This is a genomic window from Nonomuraea sp. NPDC049421, assembly GCF_040677005.1.
In the GTDB taxonomy this organism is placed as follows: domain Bacteria; phylum Actinomycetota; class Actinomycetes; order Streptosporangiales; family Streptosporangiaceae; genus Nonomuraea; species Nonomuraea salmonea.
In genome coordinates, this window is the sequence record NZ_JBFAQA010000021.1 from 15,980 (window position 1) to 28,816 (window position 12,837).

General features: G+C 72.7%; 11 protein-coding genes. 9 read left to right on the top strand and 2 right to left on the bottom strand.

Features of this window, described 5'->3' with window-relative positions; translation table 11 throughout:
• Window positions 1-347: 347 nt before the first annotated feature.
• The 4 genes from AB0K18_RS31035 (at window position 348) to AB0K18_RS31050 (ending at window position 4,061) form a co-directional block, all read left to right on the top strand.
• The gene (locus AB0K18_RS31035; RefSeq protein WP_364921259.1) at window positions 348-767 is read left to right on the top strand and encodes a hypothetical protein; all 420 of its coding nucleotides are present in this window, start codon (window positions 348-350) and stop codon (window positions 765-767) included.
• 116 nt (window positions 768-883) lie between these two features.
• Window positions 884-3,127: a protein translocase subunit SecD gene (gene secD / locus AB0K18_RS31040; protein ID WP_364921261.1), complete on the top strand. Its 2,244-nt coding sequence runs from the start codon at window positions 884-886 to the stop codon at window positions 3,125-3,127.
• Between the two features lie 70 nt (window positions 3,128-3,197).
• Complete coding sequence (locus AB0K18_RS31045; RefSeq protein WP_364921264.1) at window positions 3,198-3,581, top strand: VOC family protein; 384 nt, start codon at window positions 3,198-3,200, stop codon at window positions 3,579-3,581.
• A gap of 108 nt (window positions 3,582-3,689) precedes the next feature.
• A complete protein-coding gene (locus tag AB0K18_RS31050; protein WP_364921267.1) occupies window positions 3,690-4,061 on the top strand; it encodes a hypothetical protein in 372 nt (123 codons plus the stop codon).
• On the opposite strand, the gene AB0K18_RS31055 is transcribed toward AB0K18_RS31050, so the two are convergent.
• The gene (locus tag AB0K18_RS31055) at window positions 4,058-6,148 is read right to left on the bottom strand and encodes a SpoIIE family protein phosphatase (RefSeq protein WP_364921270.1); all 2,091 of its coding nucleotides are present in this window, start codon (window positions 6,146-6,148) and stop codon (window positions 4,058-4,060) included. The genes AB0K18_RS31050 and AB0K18_RS31055 overlap by 4 nt on opposite strands.
• A 154-nt stretch (window positions 6,149-6,302) precedes the next feature.
• Window positions 6,303-6,923: a TetR/AcrR family transcriptional regulator gene (locus tag AB0K18_RS31060; RefSeq protein ID WP_364921272.1), complete on the bottom strand. Its 621-nt coding sequence runs from the start codon at window positions 6,921-6,923 to the stop codon at window positions 6,303-6,305.
• Between the two features lie 99 nt (window positions 6,924-7,022).
• On the opposite strand from AB0K18_RS31060, the gene AB0K18_RS31065 reads away from it, so the two are divergent.
• The 5 genes from AB0K18_RS31065 to AB0K18_RS31085 all read left to right on the top strand — a co-directional run bounded on the left by AB0K18_RS31065 (window position 7,023) and on the right by AB0K18_RS31085 (window position 12,821).
• Complete coding sequence (locus AB0K18_RS31065; protein ID WP_364921275.1) at window positions 7,023-8,252, top strand: SGNH/GDSL hydrolase family protein; 1,230 nt, start codon at window positions 7,023-7,025, stop codon at window positions 8,250-8,252.
• A gap of 144 nt (window positions 8,253-8,396) precedes the next feature.
• Window positions 8,397-9,788 carry a xylan 1,4-beta-xylosidase gene (locus AB0K18_RS31070; RefSeq protein WP_364921277.1) on the top strand — a complete coding sequence of 464 codons (1,392 nt, stop codon included), beginning with the start codon at window positions 8,397-8,399 and terminating at the stop codon, window positions 9,786-9,788.
• A gap of 87 nt (window positions 9,789-9,875) precedes the next feature.
• The gene (locus AB0K18_RS31075) at window positions 9,876-10,352 is read left to right on the top strand and encodes a VOC family protein (RefSeq protein ID WP_364921279.1); all 477 of its coding nucleotides are present in this window, start codon (window positions 9,876-9,878) and stop codon (window positions 10,350-10,352) included.
• A 301-nt stretch (window positions 10,353-10,653) separates the two neighbouring features.
• Window positions 10,654-11,652: a sporulation protein gene (locus AB0K18_RS31080; protein ID WP_364921282.1), complete on the top strand. Its 999-nt coding sequence runs from the start codon at window positions 10,654-10,656 to the stop codon at window positions 11,650-11,652.
• Between the two features lie 191 nt (window positions 11,653-11,843).
• Complete coding sequence (locus tag AB0K18_RS31085; protein ID WP_364921284.1) at window positions 11,844-12,821, top strand: winged helix-turn-helix domain-containing protein; 978 nt, start codon at window positions 11,844-11,846, stop codon at window positions 12,819-12,821.
• The last annotated feature ends 16 nt before the right edge of the window (window positions 12,822-12,837 follow it).

The following is a 12,837-nucleotide window of genomic DNA, read 5'->3' on the forward strand; positions in this document are numbered from 1 at the left end:
GGGGATCCCGCCGTACTCGGTGGGGTCCTTTTGGTGTGAGGGGTGTGGGGATCCCGCCGTACTCGGTGGGGTCCTTTTGGTGTGAGGGGTGTGGGGATCCCGCCGTACTCGGTGGGGTCCTTTTGGTGTGAGGGGTGTGGGGGATCCCGCCGAACTCCGGCCGGAGTCCTTTTGGTGTGAGGGGTGTGGGGATCCCGCCCCCAGGCCGCCTGGCACCCCGCCGCCTGACCAGCTCCCGCGCGGTCCGGTGGCCTCCCACTTCACCCCCTGCCCGCCTGATCCCTGCGCGGCGCGGTGTCGGGTGGGCCTGCGGCGGCTAGGGTGAGGCGCGAAGGGAGGGGAGCGTCATGCGTACTCGGCTGTCTGCCGCGCTGCTCCTTCTCCTGTCCTGGTTCCTGCCGCCCGCCGTCCACGCGCAGGCCGTCCACGCGCAGGCCGTCCACGCACAAGCGGCCCACGCGCACGTCGTCCAGCAGGCCGCCGCCCACGCGGCCGTTCAGGCGGCTGTCCATGCGGCTGCTGGGCGGGCCGAGCAGGAGGACCACGCGGTGTTGCGGCAGGTGCCGCAGCTGCCGCCGGTCGTGCGGGTCTGGTCGCCGTTCTGGGCCGGCGGCGCGGTGCCGGGCGGGGTCGCCCCGCCGCAGCCTGAGCAGGGCGGATCCGGTGGCTCGTGGGCGGTCGTCGTCCCGCGCGCCGCCTGCGGCGCTCCGGCGGGATGCCGGCCACCGGCGACGCCGCCCCGCGCGCCGCCTTCCACAGGGCACTGACGACGTCCCTTTCCTGACGACCCGCCCCCGCACGTCGCTCCGGCGATGCGCGTGACCCTCCCTGCCCGCTGGGCAGGTGCAGGCGGAGGGCGGGCCAAGCCCCTGTGGAGGCACCCATGAAACGTGCGCCGCTCTGGCGTGCGCTGGCGGCCTGTGCCGTCATCGTGATCTCAGTGATCGTCAGCTTTTCCGCCACGCCGCGTCTAGGACTGGACCTGCGTGGCGGCACCCAGCTCGTCTTCGAGACCAAGGACTCGCCCACGGTCAAGGCCGACGCCGCCGCCACCGACCGGGCGATCACCGTGCTGCGTCAGCGGGCCGACGCGCTCGGCGTGGTCGATCCCACCCTGGTCCGCTCAGGCGAGAAGCGGATCATCGTCGAGCTGCCGGGCGTGCTCGACCCCCGGCAGGCCGCCGAGGTCATCGGGCGTACCGCGCAGCTCACCTTCCACGCCGTGCTCGGCACGGCGGAGGAGGGCGACAAGTCGGCCGTACGCGATGAGAGCGGCGCGCCGCTCAAGATCGGCCCCGCCGTCATCACCGGCGACGGCGTCACCGACGCCGCCGAGCGCAGCGACCCCCAGCGCGGCCCCGGCTGGTGGGTCAGCATCGACTTCCGCGACGGCGCGGCGTGGGCGAAGCTCACCGGCGAGGCCGCCTGTCACCAGTACGGCGACCCGAAGCGCCGCGTCGCCATCGTGCTCGACAAGGAGGTCATCTCCTCGCCGTCGGTCGACCCGTCCGTGGCCTGCCGCGTCGGCATCCCCGGTGGCAGCACCGACATCACCGGGTCGTTCACCCACGAGGAGGCCCGCGACCTGGCCGTGCTGATCAAGGGCGGCGCCCTGCCCGTGCCGCTCGACCTGGTGGAGCAGCGCACGGTCGGCCCGACGCTCGGCGAGGCCGCCATCAAGGCCAGCGCCGAGGCCGCGGTGACCGGCCTGCTGCTGACCGCCGTCTTCATCGTGGCCGTCTATCGCCTGTCCGGCCTGCTGTCCACGATCGCCCTGCTCTGCTACGGCCTCATCTCCTACGCCGCGCTCGTCGCGATGGGCGCCACCTTCACCCTGCCGGGCCTGGCCGGGTTCGTGCTGGCCATCGGCATGGCCATCGACGCCAACGTGCTCGTCTTCGAACGCGCCAGAGAGGAGTACCAGCAGGCGCGGAAGAGAGGGCTGCGCGCGGCCCTCGTCCGCGGCTTCAAGAATGCGTGGAGCGCGATCGCCGACTCCAACATCACGACGCTGATCGCGGCCGGGCTGCTGTTCTGGCTCGCGTCGGGCCCGGTCAAGGGGTTCGGCGTGACGCTGGGCGTCGGCGTGATCGCCTCGCTCGTGTCGGCCATGGTCATCACCCGCGTGCTCACCGAGGCCGTCATGAACAGGGCGGGGCCGCGCGTGTCGGGGCTCGGCTCGCCCGGAGCCGTCAGGACATGGCTCAACCGCAGGAATCCGCAGCTCATGCGGGGACGCAAACTGTGGCTGGCGATGGCCGGCGTGCTGGCGGCGGCGGCCGTCGCCGGGCTGGCCGTACGCGGCCTGAACTTCGGCGTCGAGTTCACCGGCGGCCGGCTCGTCGAGTTCGGCACGTCCAAGCCGGTGTCCGCCGAGGCGGCTGGGCAGGCCGTCGCGCGGGCCGGGTTCCCCAGCGCCGTGGTGCAGACCGGCGACGACGGCGTCACCGTACGCGCCGCGCGGCTCGGCCTGGAGGAGACGGCCAGGATCGAGCAGGAGCTGAAGGCCGAGGCCGGCGAGGTGACCAAGCGGCGCGAGGAGTTCATCGGCCCCAGCCTGGGCGAGGAGCTGCGCCGCAACGCGCTCATCGCGCTCGGCGTGGCCGTCGCCATGCAGCTGGCCTACCTCGCCTTCCGCTTCCGCTGGACGTTCGGCGCGGCGGCCGTGACCGCCCTGGTCGTGGACGTCGTGCTGGTGAGCGGGATGTTCGCCTGGCTGGGCAAGCCGATCGACGGCGTGTTCCTGGCGGCGATGCTGACCATCGTGGGCTATTCGGTCAACGACAAGGTGGTGGTGTTCGACCGGGTCAGGGAGCTGTGGGCGATCCGGCGCAAGGAGCCGTTCGCCTCGTCGGTGAACGGCGCGATCCTGCAGACCCTGCCGCGTACCGTCAACACCGGGCTCGGCGCGCTGTTCATCCTGGTCGCGCTCATGACGTTCGGCGGCGACTCGCTGCGGGACTTCGCGATCGCGCTGGTGACGGGCATCGTGGTGGGCACGCTGTCGTCCGGCTTCGTGGCCGGTCCCGTGGCCATCCTGCTGGCCCGCTTCGACCGCAAGCCGCCGCCCGCGCCGCCCGCGCCCAAGGTCAAGCGTGAGCGCCGGGGCACGGGAGCCGTCGTGTGACCCCCCGGGGGCGGGGAGCCCGGTCTCCCCGCCCCCGCATCTCGGGCGCCTCGCGGGGAACAGGTCCGGAATGGAGGTGCTGAGCAGCCGCGTGCTGCTGCGTCCAGGTGACCTTGAGCGCAGCCACCGCTTCTACGCCGAGACCCTCGGCCTGGCCGTCTACCGCGAGTTCGGGCCGCCCGACCACCCGGGCACGGTGTTCTTCCTCGGCGGAGGCTTCCTGGAGCTCTCCGGCCAGGGCGCGCCGGACGGCTCGGCGCACACCCTGTGGCTGCAGGTACGCGACGTCGCCCACGAGGAGCGGCGGCTCAGGCAGGCGGGCGTCACCGTGCTGCGCGAGGCGCGTGAAGAGCCGTGGGGCCTGGTCGAGCTGTGGATCGCCGACCCCGACGGCCACCGCGTGGTGCTGGTCGAGATCCCTGACGACCACCCTCTGCGCCGCGACACCCGCTGAGCCCCGGGACCGGTCCCGGGCCGGGCATCGCATACTGGGGCGGCTGACGGAAGGCATCCCCTTCCGTACGATCCGGTAAGCGATCAGCAGCGGAGAGCTAGGAGAGTCATGCCCGCCACGATCACCACCGCCCTGGCGGTGGCCGCGTCCCTCGCGTTCGCCCCCGCCGTCATGACGGCGGCCCCCGCCACCGTCGCCCATGCCGCGGCGAAGAAGCCGAATCTGCGGGCCTGCTACGACGGCAAGTGCAACCTCACCCTCACCAAGTCCGTCTCGTTCCGGGTCAGCTCCCGGTACGGCATCACCCGCCTGGCCATCTCCTTCTCCTCCAGCAGGGTCCACGTCAAGGGCACGGGCCCGGGGGTGACCTCGCAGGCCTGGCTCGGCAAGGGCACTTCGGGGTCGGTCAACAACATCGGCGTCAAGGTGGTCTCGCTGTCCTCGGGCAAGGCCGTGCTGCGGCTGGCGCCCCGCCGCTAACCGGGCCGGCAGGAGTTGCGCAGGAGCAGCACGGCGATGTCGTCGGGACGCTGCTCGATCGCGGCCGGATCGGTGAGCGCGTCGGCCAGGCCGTGCAGGGGCAGGCCGGGCTCGGGGCGGAAGCGGGCGGCCAGGGCGGCCATGGAGTCGCCCAGGTCGATGCCGGGCTCCTCGATGAGCCCGTCGGTGTAGAGGAGCAGCACCGAGCCGGACGGCATCGGCAGGGGAGTGGTCGCGTACGTGGCCTCGGGGTCCACGCCGAGCAGCGGGCCAGGCGTGGTGTCGATGACCTCGCCGGGGCCGTCGGGCCGGCCCAGCACCGGGGGCGGGTGCCCGGCGCTGGCCAGGTGCACGGTGTGCGCGCCGAGGTCCAGGCAGACATACAGGCAGCTGGTGAAACGGTCGGGGCTCAGCTCGGTGAGCAACCTGTTGGTGTGCGCGAGCACCTCGCCGGGGTCGGCGCCGGCCGTGGCGTGGGCGCGTACGGCGGTGCGCACCTGCCCCATGAGCGCGGCGGCGGTCACGTCGTGGCCCTGGACGTCGCCGATGACGGCGGCGGCCATGTCGTCGCCGAGCCTGATCAGGTCGTAGAAGTCGCCGCCGATGTCCATGCCGGGCGTGGCGGGGACGTACCGCGCGGCCACCTCCAGGCCGGTCACCTGGGGCAGGGTGTGCGGCAGCAGCCGCGCCTGGAGACACTGCGCGAGCTGGTGCTTGACGTCGTAGAGCCGGGCCCGCTCGAACGCCTGCGCGATCAGCCCGGCCAGCGCGGTCAGCGTGGCGCGCTCGTCGGTGCCGAAGGAGCGCGGGCGGTCGTAGGCGAGGACGCAGGAGCCGATGGGCCGGCCCGAGGTGATCAGCGGCAGGAACGCCCACGCGTACATGCCGTCGGAGCGCAGCGCGTCGGGAGCGGCCTCGTGCAGCTCCTCCCACGTCGAGAAGAAGGCAGGGCGGTCGCCTCCCGACGGCGTGGGCCCGTTCTCCGGGCGCCCGTCGAACTCCTCCACCGCCCGCCTGCTGAAGCCGCGCGACGCGGCCACCCGCTTCCTGCCGCCCACGGAGGTGAGGATGGCCAGCGCCTGCACGTCGTAGACGGGCATGACGTGGTCGGCGACCAGGTCGATGACCTCCTGCGCGGTCACCGCCCGGGCCAGCGCGGCGGCGAGCCGCAGCATCTCGTGCACGGCGATGACGCGCGGCGGCCGGCCGCCGGAGGCGTGCACGTCCATGGCGGCCGTGATGCGCAGGGTGACGCCTGAGGGGCCTGGGAACATGCGGAACGACAGGGCACGCCCGCCGGGTGCGCGGGTGGTGACGTCGGTGATCTCGCGGCCGACGATGGCGGCGCGGTAGGCGTCCTGGAACGTGGGGTCGCGCAGCCACGGGAGCGCGTCCCACAGGCGTTCCCCGATCAGGTCGGCCGGTGAGCGGCCGAACAGGTCGGCGGCCGGCGCGCTGAGCAGGGTGACGTGGCCGTCGGTGTTGAGCGCGCAGTGGCCCTCGGGCAGGCGGTTGAGGCAGTCGAGGGCGACGAGGCGCGGGTCGGCCTGGTCCGGCGGCCGCGGAGGCAGGATGCGGGGCAGCGGGCCCGCGGTGACCGGCCGGCCCGCCCGGAGCGAACCGTTGATCAGGCGGCCGATCTCGTCGCAGGCCCGCTCGATGACCTCGTGCTGTCGCTCGGTCAGCTCGCGGCTGCGGCCCGCGGGCCACAGCATCATGATTCCGCCGCAGACCCGGCCGTCGGCGCAGACGGGGGACAGGGCGGCGGCGAAGTGGTACGGCAGGGCCAGCGCGGCCTCGGGGAACTCGCGGGCCAGCTGCTCGCGGCCGGTGATCCAGATCAGCCGCTGCTCGCGTACGGCGACGGCGATGGGGATGGGATCGCCGGTGCGCACCCTGGACCAGGCGCGGGCGATGGGGGCGGGCAGGCCGGTCACGGCGGCCATCTGGAGGACCTGGCCGCCCTCGTCCAGCAGGTACGCGGCGCCGATGTGGGCGCCGGCTCCGGTGACGGCCTCGGTCAGCAGCCCGTCGAGGCGAGACGACTCGTTCGCCGCGCCACGCCTGTGACCGCGCTCTTCGAGCACGTGCTCAGCACACCTCGCTCACGGCACGTGACCATGGCCACCAGAAGAAACCTCGCATAAGGGCAGAATACGCTCAGCGGGGGAAACAATCCGTCACGTTCCGCTAATCTCCCTTTCCGCCGAGGCTGCCGGGCCCGCCGGGCCGGTGGGGGCGCTAGGCGTCCGGAAGGCGGAGGCCGCGAGCCAGGAGCCGGTGGAGGTGGGCGCGGAAGCGGGCCAGCTGGTCCGGGTCGTCGGCGCCGCGGCGCACGCCCGTGCCGTCGAGGACGCCGCTCAGCACGAAGCCGTGGATGCACCAGATCACCGTGTACGTCGTGTGCAGCGCATCGGCTCCGGCCGGCTCGGCCAGCCCGGCCATGGCGTCGACGACGTGCTGGGTCACCGGCTGCGCGCTCTTGATCTCCAGGTCGACCACGTCGCTGGCGTCGGACAGCCAGCGGTGCATCCACAGCGCGGGGATCTCCGGGTGGGCCACGCACGCGTCCAGGTAGGCGTCGATGAAGTGGCGCAGCGCCTCGCTCCGCCGCTCGGGCGGCGCCGCCAGCAGCTCGTCTGCCCGCTCCTTGATGACCGCCACCAGGCGATCGCGGGCCCGCCGCATGACCTCGAGGTACAGCTCCCGCTTGGCAGGGAAGTGCGCGGCGACCTCCGCCGGGTCGAGGCCCGCCGCCTCGGCGATCTGCGCGGTGGAGGTGACGTCGTAGCCGAGCGCGGCGAACAGGCGGGTCGCCGTCCGCAGGATCAGCTCCCGGCGCTCGCCATCAGGAGAGTCCATGAACGCGACCCTAGGCGCGAGGAGCGGCCATGACCACGAGGTGATCGGCAAGCGCCGGTAAAAGCCCACCCGGCCCGGCCAAAGGGCGAAAGGTTCGATATGGTGCCGAAAATTTCGATCTCTCGACGGGAGCACGCCGACATGGGCCAGGAGCCGATCCGCCCCGCCCGGCACTGGGTGACGAGCTGGACGGCCATGCCCCAGCTCACCGAGCCCCACAACATGCCGCCGCCCCCGTACGCCAAGGAGGGCCTGAGCCTGCCCGACACGACGCTGCGGCAGACCGTCCGGGTGTCGGCCGGCGGCCGGCGGATGCGGCTGCGGCTGTCGAACGCGTTCGGCGGCGCGCCCCTGCCGCTCACCCGCGTCTCCGTGGCGCTGCCGCGCGGCGGCGCGGCCGGCGGGAGTGCGATCCTGCCCGGCACCTCGCGGCCCGTGACGTTCTCAGGACGGGCGTCGGCCGTCGTGCCCATCGGCGCGCACGTGGTGTCGGACCCGGTGGAGCTGGACCTGGCGCCGGGATCCGTGCTGACCGTGACCGTCCACCTGGCGGAGGGGCTGGCGTCGGGGGAGCTGACCTCGCATCCCGGCTCGCGTACCACCTCCCACCTGATCGGCGGCGACCACGTCACGGCCGACGACCTGCCCGGCGCCACGCCCGTCGACCACTGGTACCTGCTCAGCGCCGTCGAGGTGTGGGCCCCGGCCGGCGTCGGGACGCTGGTCGTGGTGGGCGACTCGCTGACCGACGGCAGGGGCTCCACGACCAACGGCAACGACCGCTGGCCCGACCTGCTGTTCGACCGCCTGCCCGGCATCGCGGTCGCCAACCAGGGCGCGGGCGGCAACCGGGTGCTGAACGACGGGCTCGGCCCGAGCGCGCTGGCCCGGCTCGACCGCGACGTGCTGGCGCAGAGCGGCGCTCGATGGCTGGTCGTCTTCGAGGGCGTCAACGACCTCGGCACCGCCCAGGCCACCAGGGCGGCGCAGGAGGAGGTCGCGCGGGCGCTGATCGCCGCGTACGAGCAGATCGTCGTGCGGGCGCGGGCCAGGGACCTGCCGGTGTACGGGGCCACGCTGACGCCGTTCGGCGGGCACGACCCCTACGACGACCCCGACGGGCACCGGCAGGCCGCGCGGAGCCGGGTCAACGACTGGATCAGGACGGCGGGCCGGTTCGACGCGGTGATCGACTTCGACGCGGCGGTCCGCGACCCGGCCGCGCCGCACCGGCTGGGTGCCGCGTACGACGAGGGCGACCATCTGCACCTGAGCCCGGCCGGCTATCGCGCGCTGGCCGCCGCGGTCCCCGCAACCCTGTTCGACTGACGTTCGCGCTGCTCGGCGGGCCCTTGCGCATCGGTAACGATTGCCTGAGAAAAGTCTGAGAAATCCAGCCCCGGCATGTGACCCCTCGCCCACTCGTGGAACGCTACGAGCGGCATACACGCGGTTGAAGTCAGGTGAGTACGGGTGGTTACGGACAACGGGGGATCGTTCTGGCGCAGGCTGGGGAGGGCCGCGGGCGTCACGGCTTTGGCGGCCGTGGTCGCGAGCTGCGGCGCCACCCGCACCGGCGGTCAGGGGGCCCCGCCGCAGGGGACGGCGCCGCAGGAGACCTCCGCCGCGCCGCAGACCCGGAGCGCCGCTCCCGAGGGCGACGCCGTCAAGCCGCCGCCCGTGGCGCAGGACTGGCCGCGCTGGGGCTTCACGCACACCGGCGTCAGCGCCAACAACGTCACCCGGCGCTTCGAGCAGGTGGTGGCCGGTTCGCTGGAACGCACGCCGATGCTGCAGAACCAGCACATCATGGGCTTCGGCGCGACGAACCCCGAGCCGTACCCCGGTGAGTTCGTCTGGGAGGACCTCGACAGCCGGCTCAACCTCATGAAGATGTCGGGCGCCACGCCGGTCATCACGCTGTGCTGCGCCCCCGACTGGATGAAGGGCGGCCCGCAGGGGCCCACCGAGGAGTCGGCCTGGGACGAGCACCTGGAGGACGCCCCCTACCCGCAGCACTTCGACGACTTCGCCAAGCTGTCGGCCGCGGTCGCCGAGCGCTACAGCGACGTCAAGTACTTCCTGGTGTGGAACGAGCTCAAGGGCTTCTGGAAGGACCACGCCAAGCCGGCCGACTACAAGGGCTACACCCAGCTCTACAACAAGGTGTACGACGCGGTGAAGAAGGTACGGCCGGACGCCATGATCGGTGGCCCGTACATCGGCTTCGACAGCAACCGCAAGGGCGACTCCGAGCTGCGCGGCGACTGGGGGGTCGTCAACCAGCACGTGATCGACGCCTTCGACTACTGGTTCGAGCACAAGAAGGGCGCCGACTTCATCGTGGTGGACGGCGCCTCGCCCACCGACGCGCACGAGCTGCTGCCCGACGAGTTCGGCGCGCTGGCGAAGTTCGCCGACGTCACCGAATGGCTGCGGAAGAAGACCGGCGACATGCCGATCTGGTGGTCGGAGTGGTACTTCGTGCCCGAGGACGGCACCCGCTGGAAGGAGCCCAGGAGGCTCGCCGTGCAGGCCGTCTCCATGATCGAGATGGCCCGCGGTGGCGTGTCCACCGCCCTCTACTGGAACCCGCAGGCCAAGGAGGGCGAGTGCGTGGGCTGCATGTGGGACCCGCGCAGCGGCGCCGAGACCCCGACGGGCCGGCTGGTCGCGAACTTCACCCGCTGGTTCCCGGCCGGCGCCGGGCTCGACCCCGTCACCTCATCCGACCCCGCCGTGCGGGTGCTGGCCCAGCCCGAGCAACTGCTGCTGGTCAACACCTCGGACGCGGCCGTGACGACGACGGTGGACGGCAAGGAGTACCGGCTCAAGGCGTACGAGATCAAGTGGACGGGCCGCTAGCACCTGAACGGAGCCGGCCGGAATGAACAGCGGCGGCCTAGGGTTGGGCACGGGGACACAGAACCCCCCGTACCCCGAAGGAGCCCCATGAGCGCCCCCCAGGAGAGCAGCCCGGCCGTCCGCCAGCTCAGGCTGGTGGTGGAGGCGGAGGACTACGAGGCCGCCGTGGCCTTCTACCGCGATGTTCTCGGCCTGCCCGAGCAGGCGGCCTTCAGCAGCGGCGACGGGGCGCGGGTGGCGATCCTGGACGCCGGCCGGGCCACGCTCGAGATCGCCAACCCGGCACAGAAGAAGATGATCGACGAGGTCGAGGTCGGACGGCAGGTGGCGCCCAAGTTCCGGGTGGCCTTCGAGGTGGACGACGCTCGCGGGACCACCGGGCGGCTGGTCGCCGCGGGCGCGGACGAGGTCGCGCCGCCCACGGTCACCCCGTGGGAGTCGCTGAACGCCCGGCTCGACGCGCCCGGTGGCCTGCACATCACGGTCTTCCAGGAGCTGAGCACCCTTGAGGAACGCACGTCGCACGACGGCTTCGGCACGGACGCCGACCGCTCGGGTGACTAGGCGCTGCCGCCGCAGATCCGGGATCGGGCCCCGCTCACCGGAGGCAGGTGAGGCTCGATCAAGAACCCTTCCTCATCGGTGTGGTCTCCACGGGCCATGGCGATGGCCTGCCAGAATCCCGGCCGGGGCGCAGGCGCATCCCCTGATCTCAACTCCGTACGGGGCCTAGCACCTGAACCCTCCTGACCAGGCACGTCAGACCGGATCGATATGCGTGCGGGCCCGCCGGAACTCCGGTCACGGGCCGATCGTTGACGCCAGCGGCACACAAGTCGATCTTCGAAGCAGGGAGAACAGAGCCGTGGTCTTCAAGAGGATGCTGGGAGCGTTCGGCGTCGGCGCGCCCTCCGTGGACACCGTCCTGTCCACGCCGCGGACCCAGCCGGGCGGCACGCTGGACGGCGAGGTGCGCCTCAAGGGCGGCGACTTCGACGCCGAGATCGAGCACGTCACCCTCGGCCTGGTCGCCCAGGTCGAGATCGAGCACGGCGACGGCGAGGCGGCCGGGCTCGGCGAGTTCTCCCGCGCACAGGTCTCCGGCCCCTTCACGCTGCGCAAGGGCGAGGACCGCGTCATCGCCTTCCAGCTGCCCGTGCCCTGGGAGGCGCCGATCAGCGAGATCGGCGGGCAGCCGCTGCGCAGCATGGCGGTGGGCGTGCGCACCGAACTGGCCATCGCCAAGGCCGTCGACAAGGGCGACCTCGACATGGTGGCCGTCGAGCCGCTGCCCTCGCAGCTGCGCATCCTGGAGGCGTTCCTGCAGCTCGGGTTCGCGTTCAAGTCCGCCGACCTGGAGGCGGGGCAGCTCTACGGCGTGGCGCAGCAGCTGCCGTTCTACCAGGAGATCGAGTTCTTCCCCGGGGGCGACTACGCGGGCCTGGTGGGCGAGGTCGAGGTCACCTTCGTCGCGAACCCGGCCGGTCTCGACGTGGTGCTGGAGGCCGACAAGCGCACGGGCCGCTACTCCTCCAGCGACGCCATCGGCCGCTTCCAGATCAGCCACGACGACGCGCTGCGCACGGACTGGGCCGGTGAGCTGAGCCGCTGGCTCGACTCGCTCTCCCAGTACGGCCACGCCGCCCCCTACGGTCACCACGAGGGCCACTACGGCGACCACCACGGGCACCACGAGGGTCACCACGGGCACCACGGGGGTCACCACGGGGGCCACGGGGGCCCCGGCCTCGGCATGGTCGCCGCCGCGGGCGCCGCCGGCGTGGTCGGCGGGCTCGTCGCGGGCGAGGTGGTCGAGGAGGTCGTGGAGGAGTTCTTCGAGGGTGACGAGGGCGACGACTGGTAGCCGCCTGATTCATCCCCGCCCCCGGACTCGCGCCGCCGGGGGCGGTTCTTGTGCGTACGGCCAGATCAGCCGTACCGACAAAGCGCTTTCAACCCTGCAATCGCACTGTAAGTCAGGAGAAAGCGGCATGAATAGGTTGGCTCACTGTCCGTAAGAGCCGACCTCTAGGAGCCGACGTAACCAGCACGACTGTGTGGAGCGAGCTGCACCTCACCTCCACGCCTCAGCTGTCCCTCTCGATCTCCCCGCATCTCACGGCGCTCGCCTGGATCACCGACGCCCTCGCCGGCCGCCGCAGGGGCCTGCCCGGCCTGTGGCGCAAGGCCATCGGCGCCCGCGTCTCCCGCCTCGGGCACCAGGCCGTACGCCCGCTCGCCGCCCCGGGCGGCCACGTGGGGCCCGACTGCCTCGTGCCCCGCCCGCCGGGCGACGGGGACGTCCCGATCCAGGACCAGCTCGCCGCCCTGCGCGACCTGCCTCCCGGACGTCTCGTCAGCGACCTGGAGCAGGCGTTCGGCAGCGGGCCGCTGCCCGTCCAGTGGCGCTCGGCCGCCGAGCGCCCCCGCCAGTGGCTGCACGGCTACGCCGGCGCCGTCGCCGACGTCTGGACCGCCGCCGAGCCCCTCTGGAAGCGCGCCCGCGCCCTGCTGGACAAGGAGGTCACCAGGGTCGGCGTGGCGGCCGTGCGCGGCGGCCCCGAGCTGCTGCTCGGCGCGCTCAGCGACCGCATCACCTGCGGCGGCGGCGGGCTGCGCGTCGCAGGGCTCGACGGCGGCAGGTACGAGCTGGGCGACCGGCGGATCGTGCTGGTGCCGATGCTGGCGGGCAAGGACGCGGTCATCGCCGGGCTCGACGATCCCGAGGCCGTGTGGATCGCGTACCCGCTGCCGGGGGCGCAGACGTTGTGGAGCAGGCCCGCCGCCCCGGCGCTCGACGAGCTGTCGGCGCTGATGGGCCCGGTGCGGGCCGACCTGCTCTGCGCGATCGGCCGGCCGATGACCATGAGCATGCTGGCGGCCGACATGAAGGTCACGCCGAGCAGCATCACGTACCACTGCGACCGGCTCAGGGACGCCCGCCTCATCACCAGGGAGCGGCGCGGCCGCGAGGTCTGGGTGGGCCGCACCCACCGCGCCGAGGAGCTCCTGGAGCTCTACCACCGCCGCTGACGGGGGAGAAAGGGGC